Genomic DNA, 19517 nt, shown 5'->3' on the forward strand with positions numbered 1-19517 from the left:
TCTGGGGTCTTGTTACTTCATGAAGCATGGCTACAAGGAGAAGAACTCCTCTTAAGTCTCAAGAACTCTCTTTTGAACAGACCCGCAAATAGGGTATCGAAAGTCGTCTCAGCATAAAAGAATCAGAAATCGCTCCAGCGAAATCAGTTCAGAACCTACGGTGCTTCTAGTACCCCCTAACTTTTCTCAAGAACCTTTCAACTTCTTCAGAAGGGATCTCCAGATGGCCGGGCCTTGCGCCTGAGAGATGGGTTATCTGCGCCAGAAATTCCAGTGTTTCGAGCTTGGCGTAAGCCTCTTCAATGCTTTTACCGGTAACGGTGACACCGTGATTCCTGAGAACAAAGGTTCTCGAACCCTGCTTCAAGCCTTCACCGAATACCTCTGCGAAATCGTCTGTGCCTGGCATTTTGTAGGGCAGATAAGTTATTGGAGCCAGCATGAGCGCCGTTTCGGGCAGGACGTTTACCGGGAACTCCTTCTGTTGAACGGCCATAGTCGTTGCATGGACAGGATGAGCGTGAAAAACGGATACAACTTCGTTACACTCTCTGTAAATCTTCAAGTGCATTCTGTATTCAGACGATGCTTCTCTTCTTCCTCTCACTTTGTTTCCCGCAAGATCGACCTCGACCAGATCCTCTTCCGTCAAAAAATGCTTCACCATTGTTGTAGGAGTTATCACAATATGATCTCCGATTCGAACGCTCATGTTTCCGCCGGTGCTTTCCGTTAGTCTTCTGTCCCACGCCAGCCTTGCAAAAAGGACCAGTTCTTCTCTCAAATCCATAATGACCTCCATTCTGTTCGATATTCTGCTCTATATATAGAATGAAATAATAATAAGTCGATTTTATTATAGCGAGTTACTTTTCGTTGCCGAGAACAGTTGCAAGTTGTCAGTTGCAGTGTGCCAAGATGACGTCAAGGACTGTCATTCGAGAGCTTAAACTTCTGAGCCTGCGCTGGAATCCACTCACTTTCTCATCCCGTAGTGGTTCTGTACGGGAGCTAATCTCGACCGTCTTGAGCTGCGGACGATGTAAGAGGTTTGAGGCTAGAGGTCAGAAAGGCAAGATCTAATTGCTCTTCTTACCTCTTGCCTCTTACGTCTTTTTTTTTTGCGATCTCGATCTTGCGAATTAGTGCACACCCTCCGCCACTGCTTGGCCCTCCTCCCTCAAGGAAGGACTTAAGATCAGGATCATCAGGAGCCAAATACAGCATGCACTGCCAAGAGAGAAGAAGCATAATATGATTTCTTTTTAGCTCCCTAACTTATGGGTAATGATGAACTCTCGAGAGGGGATCAAGAGCTTTTCAAGGCTTTTGGAGATCCCGAACCCTTGCCTGCCCTCTTTGCTTTTCTCTTCTCTTTATTTAAATGGATGGTTTGACCAAAAACGAAGAACAGATCCTCGCTTTGGAACGAATAACGGGTTCTTTGTCAACGAACGGAGAACCAGTTTCTCTTGCTCTTTCGAACCCCCAATCACAAACCTCCGACCCCGGCCTTCGCTCTTACAACTAACAACAACTTGCAACTGATCTTTTGCTCTTACCAACCCCCAACCTGCAATCCCCGACCTCGGTAATTTCTTCTCCCTCCTGGCGCGAAAGCGTCAGCATCACTTCCCCGGATGTTCCTCCGGGCANNCTTCCTCGCGCCAGCGAGCCTCACTTCCTGCCGGAGGCAGCATCGCTTCTGCATCTTGCAACTGATCTCTTGCTCTTACCAACCCCCTACCACGGCTCTCCCCTCTTTCAAAGATCGACAATCTTCCCTGGATTGAGCACATTGTTCGGGTCAAAGGCCTTCTTTATGCCGCGTATTAGTTCAAGCTGGGATTCATCGATTATCGATGCGAGATACTTCTTTCTCTTGATTCCTATACCATGTTCTCCGCTGATACAGCCCCCCAACTCTGTGGTTTCGTCAAAGAGCTCTTTCTCGGCCAGCGGGAGAGTTCTGTCCCATTGGTCTTGAGGAAGGTTCCCCTTTATGAAGGTTACGTGCACATTTCCATCGCCTGCATGACCAAAGGAGATCATCTCAAGACCATACTTCTCGGCTATCTCTTCGGAGGCTTTTATCAGTTTTGGTATACTTGCCATCGGAACGGAGACGTCTTCCATGCTGTGTATTGGGCTTATTGCAGCGAGGGCTTCAGCAATCGATTTTCTTGCCTTCCATAGTTTGTCTCTTGTATTTCTGTTGTCCGCCACGAAGGCCTCAAGACCGCCCGCTTCGATAGCGGCTTCTCCGAGTTTGACGTAATCATCGAATACCGAATCCTTGCTGTTGCCTTCTACTTCAATTATCAGATGGGCTCCGGCATCTGCGTATGGGAACTCCACATTCAGGAATCTGCAGGCTGCTTTGATAGATGAGGCGTCCATGAATTCAAGAGAAGTCGGAACAACTCCGGAGCCGCTCATTAGTTTCGGCACTGCTGATATCGCAGTATCAATATCTGGATAGGGCACGAGCAGTGCCACGGAATACTTCGGCTTCGGAAGGAGCCTTAGGATAATTTTGGTCACTATTCCAAGAGTTCCTTCCGAACCGACCAAGAGGTGGACGAAGTCAAATCCGCTGACATCTTTGAGCCTCTTCCCGCCGAAAGTTGTCACCTCACCGGAAGGTAGAACCACCTCGAGACCGTAAACGTGAAATCCGGTGGGCCCATACTTCATGACCTTATTTCCGCCGGCATTCTCAGCAACGTTACCCCCGATCGATGAGCTTTCGCTGCTGCAGGGATCCCCCCCGTAAACAAGGTTGTGCCTGTCTGCCAGTTTCTGGATCTCTCCGGTGATAACCCCCGGCTCCAAAGTAATCATCATGTTGGCTTCGTCGAATTCAAGGATCTTGTTCATCTTTTCAAAACTCATGACAATTCCCCGGAAAGACGGAACTGCACCTCCGGATAGTCCGGTTCCTGCTCCACGCGGAGTTACTGGAATCAGATGCTCATTTGCAAATCTCATAATCTTCGAAACCTCGGCAGTGCTCACCGGGAAAGTAATTACCTCGGGTCTTATGGCTTTCACTTCTGCCGTCTCATCTCTCGAGTATCGATCCAGAGACTCTTCGTCGTACTTCACAGGGATTTGTAGAAGCCTTTGAAGCTCTTCTATTAGGTTGGCATTAAGCTGTCCGTATTTCACTTCTTCACCTCCGACTCGAGAGCTTCTACGAGATCGTTCAAGATCTCTACGGCATCTCCTACAAGCCCGATGTCTGCAAAGTTGAATATCGCTGCGTTTCTGTCTCTGTTTATTGCAACTATGAATTCAGCAGTCTGCATTCCTGCAATGTGCTGAACGGCTCCGGAAATTCCTGCAGCGATGTAGATCTTCGGCTTGACCGTGTGGCCGCTCAGTCCTACCTGGGCTTCATGTCCGATCCACTTTGAATCAACGATCTTTCTTGAAGCACCTACGGTCCCATTAATCAGCTTTGTAAGTCTGTAGATCGGTTCCATGTTCTCAACTTTTCTGAGACCCATCCCTCCCGCGATTATTACCTCTGCGTCTTGAACGCCTTTCTTTCCTTTGCCTATTGGTTTGAACTGGAGAAGCGTTGCGTTTGTCTCGATCATCTCTGGAGTAACCTCGAAGGATTCCACTTCGCCGCTTCCCATGTAGGGTTCCTTCAAGGCCGAGAATGTCTTTGGCCTAACCGTTGCCATCTGGGGCCTGTGGTTAGGGGTCTTGATCGTAGCCATTATATTGCCTCCGATTGCCGGTCTGGTTTGCAGCAGATTTCCTGTGTCCTCCTCAATATCCAGTCCGGTGCAGTCGGCAGTAAGGCCGGTCTTCAACAGCGCGGCCAGTCCGGGCATGTAGGTTCTCCCCGAAGTCGTCGCCGGGGCAAGCACGATTTCCGGCGAGAGTTTCTTGACGATCGCGGCAAGAGTCTTTGTGTAGGGCTCAAAGTTGAATCTTCCAAGACTCTTATCTATAGCCATGATAATTTTGTCGGCCCCACCGGAGAAGAGCGATGCCGTTGCATCTTCTTCAAGTCGATTGTCAGAGAGGACCGCTACCGAAACGTTGAAGGGACGCTTGAGTGAAAGCTCGCGAGCCTTCCCCAGTAGTTCATAAGTACTCGAATGGATTTCGCTTCCTCTTCTTTCTGCGATTACCAGGAGATCACTCATGATTCACCACCAGATATGGAAGCAGTCTCTTTTTTATCTCATCTATCCCATGTTTTAGATTGCTTCCTTCGTACATCTCGACCTTTCTTGAGAGTTTTGGCGTTCCTATCCTTACTACTCTCGTAGGTGAACCAGTCAGACCGGTCTCCGATGGATCCATTGCAAGAGAATCGTTTCCGATTCTCTCAATGGGCGCATCTTTCGCCAGTTTCTTGCCACCCAATGTCGGAAGTCTCGGCTCGTTAACGTCTTTTGTCACCGATATTAGTGAAGGCAGAGGGAGATTCCATATCTCTTTGCCGTCCTCTACTTCGCGTTCAACGGTAATCCCGTTATCCCCGAGATCGACTATGCTGGAAACATAGGTCGCTACCGGTATGCCCAGCATGGCTCCCGTCTCGGGTCCGACCTGCCCTGTCTCGCCGTCTGTTGCCTTTTCCCCAGCAAGGATCAGGTCAAACGGACCTTCTCTTTCCGCGAATCTCGCTAGAGCCATGGCTGTGGCCCATGTATCGGCTCCCGCAAATCTTCTGTCTGTAAGGAGAACCGCCCTGTCGGCTCCCATGGCAACAGCCTCTCTTACGGCCTCTTCTGCCACAGGAGGTCCCATAGAGACCACGGTGATCGAATGATCACCTGCTTCCTTCAACCTCAAAGCGGCCTCCAGCGCATGAAGGTCAAGCGGATTAATAACTGTCCCAACTCCTTCTCTTATCATCGTCCCCGTTTCGGGATTGAGCTTAACTTCATCGGTATCCGGAACTTGTTTTAGAAGAACAAGAATCTTCAAAATGAACTCCCCCTCGAACTGTCATCTCTATTCAATATTAATACACAGGTAGATCACTTTCTCGCAGGAGAGCAGCAGGTAAACAAACTCGGCTTGAGAGATTGGTTCTGTCTGATTCGGGAAGAAGAGAATCCGTGAAACCGTTACGGTTCAAAAAACCAAACTAATGACTGAATGAAGAGAATGAAATACCAACACTTTGCCGGAAGTGAACAAATCTATCGAGCACAATTATGATTATATTACTCTTAAGTTAGGTGAGAACTTACGAGATTTGCTACTTGTAATGAATATAGCTATTCCAGACAATACTCAATAGACTGCTTTTCATGAAGACTTTCTTTTTTTGTAATGATCGTGATATGATATTTTGGACCGGGGTGAATCGAAAATGAATAAAATCGTTCTAACATTGCTTGTCTCGACTCTGTTGTTTACATCAGGAATTGCAGAAAAGCTCGTTTTTGGCGGAGATAATGCTTATCCCCCGTATGAGTTTGTTGATAAAAACGGCGAGCCCACCGGTTTCAATGTCGATTTGATGCGTGCGGTTGCAGACTCGGCCGAACTGGATATTGAGATTGAGCTTGGTGAGTGGAACAGTGTTGTCGAAAAGCTTCAGTCGGGAGAACTTAACGGTCTATTAGGGATGGCCGTTACTCCCGAGAGACAGAAGATATATAGCTTCTCGATTCCCCACAATACCCTCCATATGGGGATATTCTATAGAAAGGGTCAAAAGGAAACGACGGTTGAAGACTTGTTCGGTAAAGAAATAGTAGTTCAGCGCAACGGAGTTATGTATGATTATCTGCTCGAGAATTCAATTACAGACAAAATCATTGCCGTTGAATCTCCGATAGAGGGACTGAAGCTTCTATCCTCAGGAAGTGGCGACTTTGGTCTTTTCGAGAAGTACCAATGTCTCTACTTTGCCAAGGAGAACAAGATCGATAATCTTGAAGTTTCGAGTACCGCGCTCTTCGATAGAGACTACGCTTTCGCAACGGCAAAAGACGACTTCGTTCTTCTCAATAAACTGAATAAGGGCCTCCTGCTTGTAAGAGAGAGCGGGGAATACGGCATGATTTTCGAGAAGTGGTTTGGCTCTGCAAACTGGTTCGAACAGAATAAGAAGCATCTGTTGGTGGCCGCAGGAATTCTCGTTTTCTTTGCCATTGGTCTGTTTTTCCTCTGGATCTGGAATCACACTCTTAAAAGACGTGTCAAGGCAAGAACCGAGGAGCTTGAGAAGAAGGCAACTGAAAACGAGCGCCTGAGGGCCAAGATAAGAAGTCTCCACGATATTGCCTTCAAGATGGAGAGCTGCACAGAAGAAGAGGAAGTTTTTGATCTAATAGTGAAAGCGGCCACCGATATTCTGAGTTTCGACTATTACAGTCTGGATGTTGTTGAAGGAGACTATCTAGTTGCCAAGAGACATTCTGGTAACATTGAGGTCAACTCTCGCGTTCCGAAATATGAGGGGATTGCTGGAAAGACTTTGAAGACGGGGAAAACAATAATAATCGATAACGTTTCGAAGGAAATCGATGCAAGACCTTCAAGCAGTAAGATCAAGGCAGTACTTAGTGTTCCTATTGGAGATTACGGTGTTTTTCAAACGGTCACCATTGAATCGGGAAGCTTCAAACAAGAAGATGCCGAGCTTGCCGAGTTGTTGATGCTTCACGCTCTTGGAGCCTTTGAAAAGATCAAGAAAACTAAAGAAATACGTTTCCTTGCTTTCCACGATTCGCTGACTGGCCTCTACAACAGGACCTTCTTCGATGAAGAAGTGTCCAGGGTTGACACTTCGAGAAATCTTCCGATTTCAGTCATTTTTGCGGATGTCAACGGGCTGAAGGCACTAAACGATTCCTTCGGCCATTTCTACGGCGACGATTATCTGAAGACGATATCTCGCACAATTAAGGAATCCTGCAGGCACGAGGATCTCGTCGTTCGATGGGGTGGAGATGAGTTTGTTGTCCTTCTTCTGAGAACAGACACCGAAAAGGCAGAGGAAATCGTCTCAAGGATAGAGGAAAACCTGAGCAAGGTGGGATGTTTCTCTGTGGAAGCTAGCGCCTCTTTTGGAGTTGCCACTAAGAAAGATCTTGTAACTGATTTTTATGACGTACTTAGGAATGCAGAACTTGCAATGTATTCGAAGAAAAGAGAACTGAACAGTAAGACTGATTCCAGAGGGCTAAACTTCCCAGAAGCAATCCGCGATGATCAAGAGTGATTAAAGACGATTATGTCTTCTTTCTGACTCCAAACTTCTAATTACGAAAATTCTCTCTGTTTTTCAAATTTGTTGCGAGTTCGTTCGCTTGCTATAATTATTTTGTTTGTACGTACATGTGTACGTGCGTATGTACAGAACAACCATATAAGGAGGGTTTTGCTTATGCGTAAAGTACTTATGTTACTCGTTATGGCTTCTATCCTTTTCGGAGCCACTCTAGGTTTTGCAGTTTACGAAATTGCCTTTATAGTCAAGGCAACGGATTCTGACTTCTGGCAGTACACAATTGTGGGTGGCAAGAATGCCGAACACGATCTCCAGGGACTAGTTAACGTCACGGTCTACGGACCTCCGTCCGAAGCCGATATCGATCTTCAGATATCCATACTCGAAGATGTTGTTAACAAGAAGCCTGATGCAATAGTCATCTCTTCTACAAGTTCAGAAGCTCCTTCTCTGATTCTGGACGAAGCATACAAACAGGGAATTAAGATAATTCTCATCGACAACTTCGTCTATGATACTGGTTTCAATTCATTCCTCGCAACGAACAACGCTGTTGGTGGAGCGGCGGCAGCCGACAAGCTCGTTGAGGCTCTAAAGGCTAACAACAAGCCTCTCGACGGAAAAGTTGGTTTGATTAGCGCCATGGCTGGTGTCCAGGTTCTTACCGACAGAGACACTGGTTTCATCAACAGACTGAAGGAGATCGCACCCAATCTGACAGTTCTTCCGACGATCTATGTTGACAATGACATTTCTAGAGCAGCCAACGCAGCAGAAGACCTTTTGATAGCCCATTCCGACCTGGTTGGTTTCTTCGCTGACAACAACCACACTGGTATCGGTGTTGCGAGAGTTATCGAACAGAGAGGTCTAGAGAACCAGATAATGGCCGTTGCTTACGACTCGGATCCTCTGGAAATCGAGGCACTTGACAGCGGAGCACTTAAAGCCCTTATCGTTCAGGACCCCCATGGTATGGGATATAAGGGTGTTATGTACGCCTTCATGGCAATTCACGGCGAGCCTCTTCCCGAATACTATGACACTGGTGTCTATATCATCACCAAGGACATTCTTGAAGAGTCTATGGAGATACTTGATCCATTTTCTAGAAAGAGGTATTGATTCTTAAGTTGTTTTAAATGAACACGATGGGCAGCGAAAGCTGCCCATTTTCAGAATTTTTGGCCACATGGAGGTAATTACTAGATGAAAAACGAGCTGGCTTTCAATAGAAGATTTGATAATACCTTGCTTAATCCCGAGGCTAGGTGGGAAGATATCGAGAAGTTCGTTGATGAAACGCTGAAGTACAACTTCAGAAATGTCGTTGTACCTTGGTATGCTATCCCCACGTATGTAATAGACAAAGTGCAGGGAACGGAAGTTGGGATTAACGTAGGGCCGGGGGGCTTCCCGCTCGGGATGGTTCCCACAGATATGAAGATGAGGGAAGTAGAGTACTACCTTTCCCTGGGAGAAACAGTTACTGATTTCGATATTGTGATCAATGTTTCCGCTGTGAAGTCGAATAAATGGGATCTCGTTGAGAGAGAGTTTGTAGTTCTTTCTGAGAGAGTGAAGAAAGGAAACAGAATCTGCAAGTTTATAATAGAGACCAGCAGACTCACAGAAGATGAAATTGTGAAAGTCTGTGAACTTATAGTTGATGTGCCAACAATAGATTTCGTTAAGACCGGGACTGGTTTTGGCCCAAGAGCAACGTCTTATCGCGATGTTGAACTAATAAACTCTGTCGTTGCCGGCAAGAAGAAGATCAAGGTTTCCGGTGGTGTTAGAACCCTTGAGCATGTTGAGAAGTTCATGGAGCTGGGAGCGACCGTTTTCGGCTCAAGTGCCAGTGTTTCAATTCTCAAAGAGTATGAGAAGAAATACGGGAGCTAAAGGAGTGCGATGGCATGCCTGATGAAAAGACTGTAATCGAGCTTGAAGGGATAAATAAGAGTTTCCCTGCTGTTAAGGCTCTTGACGACGTCTCCCTCTCCGTCAAGAGTGGTGAAGTAAGGGGTCTTGTAGGAGAGAACGGAGCAGGTAAATCAACTCTGATAAAGATAATTACAGGAGCTTACACGAAAGATTCGGGGACCATGATCTTCGAGGGAAGCGAAGTGACCAGGAACTCTCCTCTGATTTCCAAGGCACTCGGGATATATGCTGTCTACCAGGACGTTATGGTAACGCCCGATCTTACCGTTGCGGAGAATTTCTTTCTTGGACAGCAGCCCATGATCGGTCCATTTGTCAACTGGAGAAAGATGTACAAAGAATCCAAGGACTTTCTTGATGAAATAGGGTTGGATATAAACGTTCACAGAAACATCAGAGAGCTAAGTATAGCCGAGAGCGAAATGATAACTATTGCCAAGGCGCTATGGCAGAAATCGAAACTGGTCATTTTCGACGAACCCACTGCCGTTTTGACAAGGAACGAAACGAAAATTCTGTTCAGGATCATTAGAGATCTAAAAAAGAAGGGGACTGCGATTATCTACATTTCCCATAACCTTGAAGAGGTCTTCGACATCTGCGATACGGTGACGGTTTTGAAGGACGGAGCTACAGTTGGAACATATACCACAGAGGAACTTGAAGATGTTGAGAAACTAATCCCCCTAATGGTTGGAAGATCGATAGAAGAAATGTACTATAAGAAAGATACGGAACCCGGCGAAGAGCTTTTGAGAGTAGAGAATCTCTCCGGCGACAGATTTGAGAATATCTCTTTCAATGTAAGGGCCGGCGAAGTGGTCGGACTTTTCGGTCTTGTCGGTGCAGGAAGAACGGAAATAGCGAGAGCTATTTTCGGAGTCGACAACCGAAGTGAAGGACGTATCCATGTAAGGGGTTCAGATGTTCCAATCAAGAATCCTAAAGATGCATTGGTACACGGAATCGGTTATCTGCCGGAAGACAGAAGAAAACAGGGGATATTCTTGCAGCAGGATGTTGATTTCAATATAAACATAATCAATTTTGACAACACTATGACGGGTCCTCTAATCAACTATCGGAAAGCACACATGCAAGCAAGAGATTATGTCGACAAACTCTCCATAAAGATCGGGAGCATATTCCAGAAAGTCTCTGAGCTGAGCGGTGGAAACCAACAAAAGGTTATTATCGCGAGATGGCTCTGCAAGAACACTGATGTACTGATATTCGATGAACCGACTGTCGGAATCGACGTTGGAACTAAGTCTGAAATCTACAAGTTGTTCGGAGAGATTCTGGCATCCGGAAAGGGAATTATTCTAATCTCTTCCTATCTTCCCGAACTAATGGGAATGTCTGACAGAATCTACGTAATTTCGAACGGAAAGATGGCAGCCGAGGTAGAAAAGAAAGACTTCTCAGAGGAGCATCTCTTGACACTGGCAATGAAGAACCTTGTTTCGAAAGAAAAGATAAAGGAGGCAGTCTGAAATGGCTGGAAAGAGGGATAGAAAGGCTTTTACCGAAAGAAACCTTCTGATAATCTTAGTTGTGATGTGGGTCTTTCTGGCCATCGCAACAAAAGGAAACTTCTCGTCATGGGCTAACATTACTAATTTGATCAGGCAGTCCTCGATAAACGGTGTTGTTGCGATAGGAATGACTTTGATTATCATCACTGGAGGTATAGATCTATCTGTTGGTTCTATAGTAGGTCTCAGCGGAATGGTATTCGCGATATTCACTTCCACAAGAGGAGAGTTCCAGTTTCCGACCTTTGTAGGAATACTTATCGCTCTTGGAATAAGTGCGTTGGTAGGGCTGATAAATGCCGTGGCGGTTCATGACGGAAAAGTGCCTGCCTTCATAGCAACGCTTGGTATGATGACGCTTGTAAGAGGCGTTGTTATGTACATCTCAAGCGGGAGAATGGTTACCGGTGTTCCTACTGAGTACAGGCAGTTTGCAGTTGCCGAATTTCTCGGGATACCGGCCCTGGCATGGACGTGGATCGTTCTTGCAGCTTTTATGATGTTTGTGTTGAAGTATACGAAATTCGGAAGGAATCTGTATGCCATAGGAAGTAACGAGGAGGCAGCCAGACTATCCGGTATCAATATCCGACTTAATATGTATTCCTTCTACATCGTTGCTGCGATTTTCAGTGCTATAGCCGGTTTGATGCTCGGAACGAGAATGGCTGCAGGAGTACCGACTGGAGGAAACGGCTACGAGCTGGACGCTATAGCCTCGGTCGTCATCGGCGGAGCCAGTCTTAGTGGTGGAGTTGGTACTGTTCTTGGTACGGCCATGGGTGCCCTGATAATCCAAACGATCAGAAATGGCGGTAATCTGCTAGGAGTAGATCCCTTCATAATGCAGATTGTCATCGGAGCGATTATCATACTAGCAGTATTCTTCGACCAGTTTGTGAAGAGTAGAAAGAAGGGCGAAGGTCTGAAGAAACTCTTAAAAAAGGCGTGATAGATAATGAAGATAAACAAGTTCTTTCATGTGGCAGTAAAAGTTCCAAATCTCGATGATGCGTTAGAGTTCTATATAGGTCTTCTCGGACTGAGACTTGTCAACAGAGAGAAGCTTCCTGAAAAGAAACTCGAAGTCGCATTTGTTGCCGGCGAAGGCTGTGAAATAGAACTGATGTGTTACGAAGATAGCAAAGAGAGGGAATTTGCTCCCGAATCACAGTCTCACTTTCAGCACCTCTCTTTTGTTGTGGATGACATTGAAAAGGCAATGGATTACCTGAAGAGCAACGGCATTGAACTCGAATCGCCCGATCCCATCCCGGTTTTTGACGGAAAAATCTTCTACAACACGTTCAAGGGTCTGGGCGGTGAATTGCTGGAGATCGCTGAAGAGAAGAGACCCAGATAGAATCATTAGATTGCTTGGAGGTATCAAATGAATAAAGTGACTGTATTCGGTAGCTATGTCATGGATCTCACTACCCTTTCTCCCCACATTCCCGTTGTAGGAGAGACTGTCTTTTCCGGTCCATTCAAGATGGGCCCCGGAGGCAAGGGATTCAACCAGGCTGTGGCTGCCAGAAAGGCTGGATCTGATGTCAAGTTCATGACGAAGATCGGCAAAGACTTGTTTGCTCCATTTGTCAAGAATGCATTTGACAGATTTGGAATTACTAAGGAGTATCTTCTCGAGTCGGATACTGCCGGAACCGGTGTCGCTCTGATAATAGTAGATGAGAACAACGGAAACAACGCTATTGCAGTTGCACCGGAGGCATGCAATGAGTTGACTATTGATGATGTAAAAAGGAATAGAGATATCTTCATTTCTTCCGATGTTTTTCTTACACAGTTTGAAGCAAATCTCGACGCAACTTATGAGGCGATAAAACTCGCCAGGGACTCCGGGGCAAGAGTCTTGTTAAATCCCGCACCCGTAAAGGAATTTGATCATTCGATCCTCAAATATGTCGACGTTATTATGCCAAACGAGATAGAGGCCAGCCTCATGACAGGGATTCCCCTCGACGGCATGGATTCGATAGAGGAAATAGCATCTGAATTGAAGAAGTCGGTGGACACTGTGCTCATAACTCTCGGAGGCAAGGGGGTCTACTGTCCATCGGTCAATGGAGGGCTTGTCCCCGCCTGCAAGGTGAAGACTATCGATACAACCGGAGCTGGAGATGCATTTGCCGGCGTTTTTGCGGCATATCTCTCGAGGGGAGAGGGATTGGAGAGAGCTATAGACTACGCCCGTGCCGGGGCGGCCATTTCCACGACAAGATTCGGTACGTCTCCTTCAATGCCGGAAAGGGAAGAAATCGAAGCTCTGGTGATGGAGATAACTGGGGGCGATAGGAAATGAAATACGTCATCGCATACGATCTGGGAACTACCGGGAACAAGGCGACACTCTATGGAGTGGACGGAAAACTCCTGGCGAGTTCTTTTTCGGGTTACAAGACCTATCATCCCGGTCCGAATCAGGTAGAGCAAGATCCTCTGGAATGGTGGGAGTCCGTAAAAAAAACCACCTCGGAGCTCATCGCCAGGGCTGCTGTCAATCCTGAAGAGATAGTCTCTATAAGCTTCAGCGGACAGATGATGGGAGCCATCCCCGTGGACAGGGACGGAAAGCTTCTTAGAAGAGCCATCATATGGGCCGATCAGAGAAGCGTCGAACAGTCGGAAAGGCTTGAAGACGTCGGCAATGATTTCGTCTACAGGCTTACAGGATCGAGGATAACACCAACGTACTCCGGCCCGAAGATTGCCTGGATAAAAGACAACGAACCTGAAATATACAACAAGGCACATAAATTTCTGAATGCGAAGGATTACATCGTCTCCAGGTTTACCGGAGAGTTCGGGACTGACCATTCAGATGCGTCGATGACGCTTCTCTTCGATATCGAGAACCTGAAGTGGTCGGAAAAACTCGTTGAGGTTCTCGGACTTGATATGGAGAAACTTCCTGCCGTGACCTCCTCAACGAATGTCGTCTCAAAGATTCTTCCGAAAGTGGCTGAGGAACTTGGACTGTCGAAGAAGACTCTAATAGTCCGCGGCGGCGGAGACGGCGCCTGCGCCTGCCTGGGAGCAGGGATTGTCAGTCCAGACGAGGCTTATCTCTATCTCGGTTCGTCGAGCTGGGTCAGCACATGCTCCACAGAACCGCTCTTCGACGAGAAGTCGAGGACATTTAACTTCGCATATCCCATTGAGGGTTTCTATTGCCCGACTGGAACAATGCAGGCCGGGGGAGCTTCGTATCACTGGGCTAAGGACGCTCTCTGTCAGCACGAAGAAGAGAAGGCAAAGGCACTTGGGCTGAGCGCCTTCACTATTATGGACGATCTTGTTGACCAGACCAGACCCGGAGCGGGAAACCTAGTCTTCCTGCCTTATTTGCTTGGGGAGAGAAGCCCGAGGTGGAACATAAATGCTAGAGGCGCCTTTATAGGACTGTCCTCGACACATAGAAAGGCCGACATGTTGAGAGCGGTACTTGAAGGAGTTGCCTTCAACCTGAAAATAGTCCTCGATATTCTCGAGACTAAGGGGAAATTCGACAAGATTCGTCTTATCGGCGGAGGAGCAAAAGGAAGGAACTGGAAACATATTGTGGCCGATATCTTCGGTAAGACGGTTACGGTACCTGAGTATCTTGAAGAGGCAACGTCAATGGGAGCGGCCATTATTGGGGCTGTTGGAGCCGGAGAGATGACGTTCAAGGAAGCGTCTACTTTTGTGAGGGATGTTCAGTTCATCGAGTACAACCCGGAGAATCACAGGTACTACGAAAGGCTTTTCGAAGTTTTTGATAAGGCCTACGGTTCTCTCATAGAGACCTATGAAGACCTTGCCAAACTGAGACAGTATTCGAATTAGCCTATTCGTTTCTCGAGTACCGTAAAGAAGGATGTGATTTCATCATGCTTTTCAATGCAGATAGAAGAATAGCCCTTGATAGAGCAAGTCCGGTTCCACTATACTACCAGATTTATAGAATAATTTCGGATTATATGAAGGAACCAGGCGCCGTTGGAAGGAAACTTCCAACGGAAGAAGCAATGATGAAAGTGTTTGATGTCAGTAGGGCGACCGTGAGGAGAGCCTTGCAGGCTCTGGAAAGCAGCGGTCAGATCTCCAGATCCCGCGGAAAAGGGACGATAGTCACGAACAGTGCTTCGCAGGAGCAGCTTACGACCATCAGGAGTTTTACCGAACAGATGAGGCTCGAGAACCATGTGCCGATAACGAAGGTTGTTGAGGTAAAAAAAGTCAAGGCCGGTCCGGAAATGGCAAAAATCCTCCATGTCTCGGAAGACGAAGAGTTGCTTCATGTTACCAGACTGAGGGGAAATGAAGCTTACTTTCCTCTAGCTCTTTTCATATCCTTTCTCACTTCTCGCTCGAACCTCACTGGAGAAGAGAACTTCGAGGGTTCACTATATGAACTTATGAGAGAAAGGGGAACGGCCGTTGTTGAAGGAGACGCGATAATCGAGGGGAGGCTCGCAGAAGGAAGAATTGCGAAACTCCTGAAGATCGAAGAAGGGGCACCGATACTATACTACGAGAGAGTCGGTTGTGCAGCCAATGGCGAACACGTGGAACTGGTGCAATGCTGGTATGAGGCTACACACTACAAGTTTCGAATACATTTGACTACTAAGATTTGAAGGGAGAGATGATCATGAAGAAAAGTGGAATTCTGAATAAGGAGATATGCAATCTAATTGGTTCGATGGGCCACACAGACCTTCTGGTAATATCTGACTCCGGATTGCCTATTGCTTCAAACAGATACAGGATAGATGTAAGTATTGTAGGCGGAAAGCCAGGGGTATTCGATGTGCTGGATCCCATTCTTGAAGAGCTGGAGATCGAGAAGGTCATCTTTTCGGAAGAGATGAAAACCGTGAGTCCCAAGTGTCTCGAAGAGACTATGAAGCATCTACCCGAAGGTATAGAAGTGGAATTCGTTCCTCATGTTGAATTCAAGGAACTGACAAATACAAAATCAAAGGGAGTAATCAGAACCGGGGAGCAGATACCTTATTCCAGCATCATTCTCGTCGGCGGGGTAACCTATTGATGATACTTCTACAGCTCGCAAACGATACCCATGTCAAGTCCGATTTCATTCGCACTGCCGAAGAAGTTGCAGATTACATAGATATCATAGAAGTCGGGACCCCTGTTATTCTTGCCCACGGCACGGCGCTGGTTCGAGAGATTAGCGATAGACTCCCCGATCATACTATTCTTGCAGATATGAAGATCGTTGACGGAGGATATGTCGAGGCGGTCATGGCTTTTGAGAATGGGGCCGATATAGTAACGGTTTTGGGATTTGCCTCTTTCAAGACGATTTCAGAGGTGAGAAGAGCGGCAGACGAATTTGGCGGAGAAATGATGCTCGATACGATCGAGATCTCCGATCTCGAATCATTTGCGGAGAAGGTATCTCCACTGTCGCCTGAGTATGTCTGCGTTCACACTTCTGCCGATCTGAGCGGTGTGGGGGAGAGCATGCATCTGCTCGAATATGCGAAAAAGATAGAAATTATAAGGAGAGTCCTTCCGGAGACAAAGATCGCCGTTGCGGGCGGAATATCTTCCGACAATCTCTCCCATGTCTTCCCGTTGAAGCCCGATGTAGTGATCGCGGGACGATCGATCTGGGAAGCTGAGGACCCTGCAAGAGCGGCTTCGGAGATAAAGAAGAGACTGGAGAAGGGCTCATGAAATTCGAAAGCACGCTTGACATTGTTATTGACGAGATAAGATCCGTCCTTTCGGGAGTTAAGGATTCATCGATCGAAGAGCTCTCCGAAAGTATTCTAAGGGCAAGAAGAGTCTTTCTCTTTGCAATGGGCAGGTCTGGTCTGGTAATCAAGGCCTTCGCGATGAGACTAATGCATTTGGGATTGAAGGTCCATGTTGTGGGGGAAGTAACTACTCCTTCTTTGGGAGAGGGAGACCTCTTAATCATCGGATCCGCTTCGGGGGAGACTCCTTCAGTGGTTCTAAACTGCAAAAAGGCTCGAAAATTAGGAGCCGCAATAGCTTCTATAACTGCCAGCAAGGAATCTACAGTGGCGGGACATAGCGACATAGTCATTACAATCCCCACGAAGACACCCAAAGTGCCCGACAGGGCTGGTGTCTCTTCGGTTCAACCGATGGGGAATCTATTCGAACAATCGCTGTTGATATTGACGGATATCATCGTAATGAACTTAATGGAGAGATCGAGCATAGATTCTGGAATGATGTTCAAGAACCACGCAAATCTCGAATAAGGGAGGTCAAGGAATTGAAGTATAAAAAAGTGGAAAAGATAGAAGAGAAACTGTCGGCACTCGGTTACGGCTGTTGGGGAATTTCCGGTCCTTCTTTCTGGGATGGAACGACCGATGAAGACTCGATCAAGACGATCCAGAGGGCGATAAGCGGAGGAATAAACTTCTTTGATGTAGCGCCAGTATACGGTCTCGGACATGCAGAGGAGGTCCTCGGAAAGGCAATGAAAGGCTCTAGGGATAAGATCTTTATTGCAACCAAGTGCGGTCTTCTCTGGGACGATCAGGGAAGAACGAGAAACTGTCTCAAACCGGAGAGCATAAGAAGAGAGATCGAAGATAGTCTCCGAAGACTCGGAACGGATCATGTAGATCTCTATCAGCTACACTGGCCCGATCCAGAGGTCGAAATCGAAGAGACAATGGAGACTATGGTCGAGCTGAAGAAAGAGGGGAAGATCAGATACATAGGGCTGTCAAACTTTTCAATTCCCGAGGCAAAAAGGGCGATGAAGGTTGGAGAGGTATGCAGCATGCAGGGTCTCTACAACATGCTCGAAAGGAATCCAAAGAGCTACCACAATATTCCGCTCGATTACAGAGTCGAAAAGGAAGTACTTCCCTTTGTTCTGGAGAATGGAATGGCCTTTCTGCCATACAGTCCGCTCTTCCAGGGCCTCTTGGCTGGAGCAATGAGCGACAAGAAGTTCAGCGAACACGATGTACGGGCCGCAAATCCGAAGCTGAATACACCGGAGTTCAACAAGTACTTCGAAGTCGTCGTAGAACTGAACAGGCTGGCGAATGAGATAGGGAAGCCTCTGAGTCATATAGCCATCAATTGGCTTATCCGAAATGAAGCGGTGACATCGGTTATCGCGGGTGCTCAGAAGGTCGAACAGATAGAACAGAATCTTGGCGCAGTCGAATGGGATATGGATGACGGATTATACGAAAGGATAGAAGAGATAATCTCTAATTCCAATTTGGAGCTCTAGGGGGTGTCTATGTGAAAGCCGCGTTTGTAAAATCACCATTCAAATTCGAGATCCGTGACGTAGATCTTCCCTCTCTGAAACCGAATGACGTGTTGCTTAAGATAAAGGCCTCAGGAATCTGCGGGACAGATCTTCACACAGCTAGAACGGAAGCCAAAGACTGGCAGACTTTCGGCCACGAGATAGTCGGCATTGTGGAACAGATCGGTTCAAATGTCGAAAATGTGGAAGTCGGCCAGAGCGTACTGGTAGAGAGTGGCTCCTTTTGCGGGACATGCGAGGACTGTAGAAACGGGCGAGTCGATCTCTGCCATGACAGAGCACCTAACGTCTTTATAAGAGCCGAGAGAGAAAATCTGACCATGGGCTTTGCCGAGCAGGTAATAATCGATAAACAAAATGCGGTGCCATTCGAAGGAGTTCCGTTCGAAGAAGCTTCTCTCGTCGAGCCAATGGGAGTAGCGCTCGATCTGACATACACTGTCGATCCAAAGTTCAACGACGATGTGCTGGTCGTTGGTCTAGGCCCCATAGGTCTCATGGCAGTTCAGATAGTCAAGGCAATGGGAGCGAGAAAGGTCTTCGTTGCCAATCATTCCAGATCTAAGATAAGGATAGATGTTGCAAAGAGCTTCGGAGTGGAGGATGTCATACTCGTCGACAAGACCCCGATTGGCTCCTACAAATTTCCCAAGGGCGGCGTTGATAGAGCTCTTGTCACCGCACCTCCTTACGTAATCCCCGAAGTGCTCGATGTCATGAATTTTGGAGGAGTCGTCGGCTTCATAGGAATCGATTACGGCGAAGGCCGCTTCATAAAGTTCGATGCAAACAAGTTCCATTTCAACAAACTTCAGTTGAGAGCCTCCCACGCAGTTCCAGCTCTGTACTTCCCCAGATGCATCGATATGATAAAGAGCGGAGCTGTAAATGTGAAGCCTTTGATAACAGACACCTTCAAGCTGGAAGAAATCGGTGAGATGATGGTCAAGGCGGAAAATGAAAGAGACAAAGTAATAAAGGCAGTCATGATTGATTGAGTATAGTCTGAACGGCCCGCCAAGACGGCGGGTCTTTTTCTTTGAGATCAAAAAACCTTAGATGTCAGAGGTATGAGGAAAGAGGTCAGAAAACCAATATCCTTCTGAGAACTCTCACATTTCTTCATGCTAAAGTAGGAGACGTCTTTCGATAAGAGCGAGACGCAAGGCGGTGAAGAACATCTGCGGACGCAATGCACTGAGGAGCATCAGTGGACGCAAGGCTGGCGAAGACCACGCTAGGACGCAAGGCTGCCTTCGGCAGGAAGTGAGGACCGGAGAAACGTCCGGGGAAGTGATGCCGCTTCGCAGGAAGCAAAAAAAAAAAGAGCCGCTGAACGCTGTGAAGAGTCGTCCTTAGTCCCAGATCATGGACCCGTCCTTCGAAAGAGCAGTTGCAAGTTGTCAAAGAACCGCTGTACGCTTAAGAGCAAAAACCCGCTGGTCGCTGATGAAAACCACGTTGCCCGTCAACGGGCCACCGCCAAGAAGACCGGTTCTTCGTTCCG

The 19517-nt window shown here is 47.2% G+C and carries 18 protein-coding genes; 14 read left to right on the top strand and 4 right to left on the bottom strand.

All coding sequences use genetic code 11. The features are described 5' to 3' along the window. Positions 1–166: 166 nt before the first annotated feature. The 4 genes from B3157_RS07485 to B3157_RS07500 form a co-directional block, all read right to left on the bottom strand. Entirely contained in the window at positions 167–790 is a 624-nt protein-coding gene (locus tag B3157_RS07485; protein WP_102818706.1) for a class II aldolase/adducin family protein, read from the bottom strand. Positions 791–1764: 974 nt separating this feature from the next. Beyond that, the gene (locus B3157_RS07490; RefSeq protein ID WP_292589902.1) at positions 1765–3171 is read right to left on the bottom strand and encodes an FAD-binding oxidoreductase; all 1407 of its coding nucleotides are present in this window, start codon (positions 3169–3171) and stop codon (positions 1765–1767) included. Further along, entirely contained in the window at positions 3168–4166 is a 999-nt protein-coding gene (locus B3157_RS07495; RefSeq protein ID WP_292589903.1) for an electron transfer flavoprotein subunit alpha/FixB family protein, read from the bottom strand. Before B3157_RS07495 ends, B3157_RS07490 begins: the two co-directional genes overlap by 4 nt. Continuing rightward, positions 4159–4956, bottom strand: a complete 798-nt coding sequence (locus B3157_RS07500) for an electron transfer flavoprotein subunit beta/FixA family protein (RefSeq protein ID WP_292589904.1) — start codon at positions 4954–4956, stop codon at positions 4159–4161. Before B3157_RS07500 ends, B3157_RS07495 begins: the two co-directional genes overlap by 8 nt. 391 nt (positions 4957–5347) lie before the next feature. Here B3157_RS07500 and B3157_RS07505 point away from each other — a divergent pair, with 391 nt between their 5' ends. The 14 genes from B3157_RS07505 (at position 5348) to B3157_RS07570 (ending at position 19008) form a co-directional block, all read left to right on the top strand. Then, positions 5348–7207 carry a diguanylate cyclase domain-containing protein gene (locus B3157_RS07505; protein ID WP_292589905.1) on the top strand — a complete coding sequence of 620 codons (1860 nt, stop codon included), beginning with the start codon at positions 5348–5350 and terminating at the stop codon, positions 7205–7207. A 165-nt stretch (positions 7208–7372) separates the two neighbouring features. After that, complete coding sequence (locus tag B3157_RS07510; protein WP_099830470.1) at positions 7373–8341, top strand: ABC transporter substrate-binding protein; 969 nt, start codon at positions 7373–7375, stop codon at positions 8339–8341. Between the two features lie 84 nt (positions 8342–8425). Then, on the top strand, positions 8426–9121 hold the full coding sequence (gene deoC / locus B3157_RS07515; RefSeq protein ID WP_099830471.1) for a deoxyribose-phosphate aldolase: 696 nt from the start codon (positions 8426–8428) through the stop codon (positions 9119–9121). Between the two features lie 14 nt (positions 9122–9135). Beyond that, positions 9136–10659: a sugar ABC transporter ATP-binding protein gene (locus B3157_RS07520; protein WP_292589906.1), complete on the top strand. Its 1524-nt coding sequence runs from the start codon at positions 9136–9138 to the stop codon at positions 10657–10659. 1 nt (position 10660) lies between these two features. Further along, positions 10661–11653, top strand: a complete 993-nt coding sequence (locus tag B3157_RS07525) for an ABC transporter permease (RefSeq protein ID WP_103135007.1) — start codon at positions 10661–10663, stop codon at positions 11651–11653. A gap of 6 nt (positions 11654–11659) precedes the next feature. Continuing rightward, positions 11660–12064 (top strand): VOC family protein, encoded by a 405-nt coding sequence (locus B3157_RS07530; RefSeq protein ID WP_214078878.1) that lies wholly within the window; start codon positions 11660–11662, stop codon positions 12062–12064. 27 nt (positions 12065–12091) lie between these two features. Beyond that, a complete protein-coding gene (locus B3157_RS07535) occupies positions 12092–13024 on the top strand; it encodes a ribokinase (protein ID WP_214078877.1) in 933 nt (310 codons plus the stop codon). Then, positions 13021–14550, top strand: a complete 1530-nt coding sequence (gene xylB / locus B3157_RS07540) for a xylulokinase (RefSeq protein ID WP_214078876.1) — start codon at positions 13021–13023, stop codon at positions 14548–14550. Before B3157_RS07535 ends, xylB begins: the two co-directional genes overlap by 4 nt. Positions 14551–14594: 44 nt before the next feature. After that, positions 14595–15344, top strand: a complete 750-nt coding sequence (locus B3157_RS07545; RefSeq protein WP_214060018.1) for a GntR family transcriptional regulator — start codon at positions 14595–14597, stop codon at positions 15342–15344. Positions 15345–15358: 14 nt separating this feature from the next. Further along, positions 15359–15760, top strand: a complete 402-nt coding sequence (gene rbsD, locus B3157_RS07550; protein WP_102818711.1) for a D-ribose pyranase — start codon at positions 15359–15361, stop codon at positions 15758–15760. Beyond that, complete coding sequence (locus B3157_RS07555; RefSeq protein WP_292589917.1) at positions 15760–16413, top strand: orotidine 5'-phosphate decarboxylase / HUMPS family protein; 654 nt, start codon at positions 15760–15762, stop codon at positions 16411–16413. The genes rbsD and B3157_RS07555 overlap by 1 nt, the downstream gene beginning before the upstream one ends. After that, positions 16410–16970, top strand: a complete 561-nt coding sequence (gene hxlB, locus B3157_RS07560) for a 6-phospho-3-hexuloisomerase (RefSeq protein WP_214078874.1) — start codon at positions 16410–16412, stop codon at positions 16968–16970. Before B3157_RS07555 ends, hxlB begins: the two co-directional genes overlap by 4 nt. A gap of 14 nt (positions 16971–16984) precedes the next feature. Continuing rightward, entirely contained in the window at positions 16985–17968 is a 984-nt protein-coding gene (locus B3157_RS07565) for an aldo/keto reductase (protein WP_292589907.1), read from the top strand. Positions 17969–17979: 11 nt separating this feature from the next. Then, positions 17980–19008 (top strand): zinc-dependent alcohol dehydrogenase, encoded by a 1029-nt coding sequence (locus tag B3157_RS07570; RefSeq protein ID WP_214078873.1) that lies wholly within the window; start codon positions 17980–17982, stop codon positions 19006–19008. Positions 19009–19517: the final 509 nt, after the last annotated feature.

It is taken from the genome of Mesotoga sp. UBA5557 (assembly GCF_002425715.1).
In the GTDB taxonomy this organism is placed as follows: domain Bacteria; phylum Thermotogota; class Thermotogae; order Petrotogales; family Kosmotogaceae; genus Mesotoga.

Coding starts and splice junctions, on each gene's coding strand:
- B3157_RS07485 (WP_102818706.1), bottom strand. CDS start 790: ATGGATTTGAGAGAAGAACTGGTCCTTTTTGCAAGGCTGGCGTGGGAC.
- B3157_RS07495 (WP_292589903.1), bottom strand. CDS start 4,166: ATGAGTGATCTCCTGGTAATCGCAGAAAGAAGAGGAAGCGAAATCCAT.
- B3157_RS07505 (WP_292589905.1), top strand. CDS start 5,348: ATGAATAAAATCGTTCTAACATTGCTTGTCTCGACTCTGTTGTTTACA.
- B3157_RS07510 (WP_099830470.1), top strand. CDS start 7,373: ATGCGTAAAGTACTTATGTTACTCGTTATGGCTTCTATCCTTTTCGGA.
- deoC (WP_099830471.1), top strand. CDS start 8,426: ATGAAAAACGAGCTGGCTTTCAATAGAAGATTTGATAATACCTTGCTT.
- B3157_RS07520 (WP_292589906.1), top strand. CDS start 9,136: ATGCCTGATGAAAAGACTGTAATCGAGCTTGAAGGGATAAATAAGAGT.
- B3157_RS07525 (WP_103135007.1), top strand. CDS start 10,661: ATGGCTGGAAAGAGGGATAGAAAGGCTTTTACCGAAAGAAACCTTCTG.
- B3157_RS07530 (WP_214078878.1), top strand. CDS start 11,660: ATGAAGATAAACAAGTTCTTTCATGTGGCAGTAAAAGTTCCAAATCTC.
- B3157_RS07535 (WP_214078877.1), top strand. CDS start 12,092: ATGAATAAAGTGACTGTATTCGGTAGCTATGTCATGGATCTCACTACC.
- xylB (WP_214078876.1), top strand. CDS start 13,021: ATGAAATACGTCATCGCATACGATCTGGGAACTACCGGGAACAAGGCG.
- B3157_RS07545 (WP_214060018.1), top strand. CDS start 14,595: ATGCTTTTCAATGCAGATAGAAGAATAGCCCTTGATAGAGCAAGTCCG.
- rbsD (WP_102818711.1), top strand. CDS start 15,359: ATGAAGAAAAGTGGAATTCTGAATAAGGAGATATGCAATCTAATTGGT.
- B3157_RS07555 (WP_292589917.1), top strand. CDS start 15,760: ATGATACTTCTACAGCTCGCAAACGATACCCATGTCAAGTCCGATTTC.
- hxlB (WP_214078874.1), top strand. CDS start 16,410: ATGAAATTCGAAAGCACGCTTGACATTGTTATTGACGAGATAAGATCC.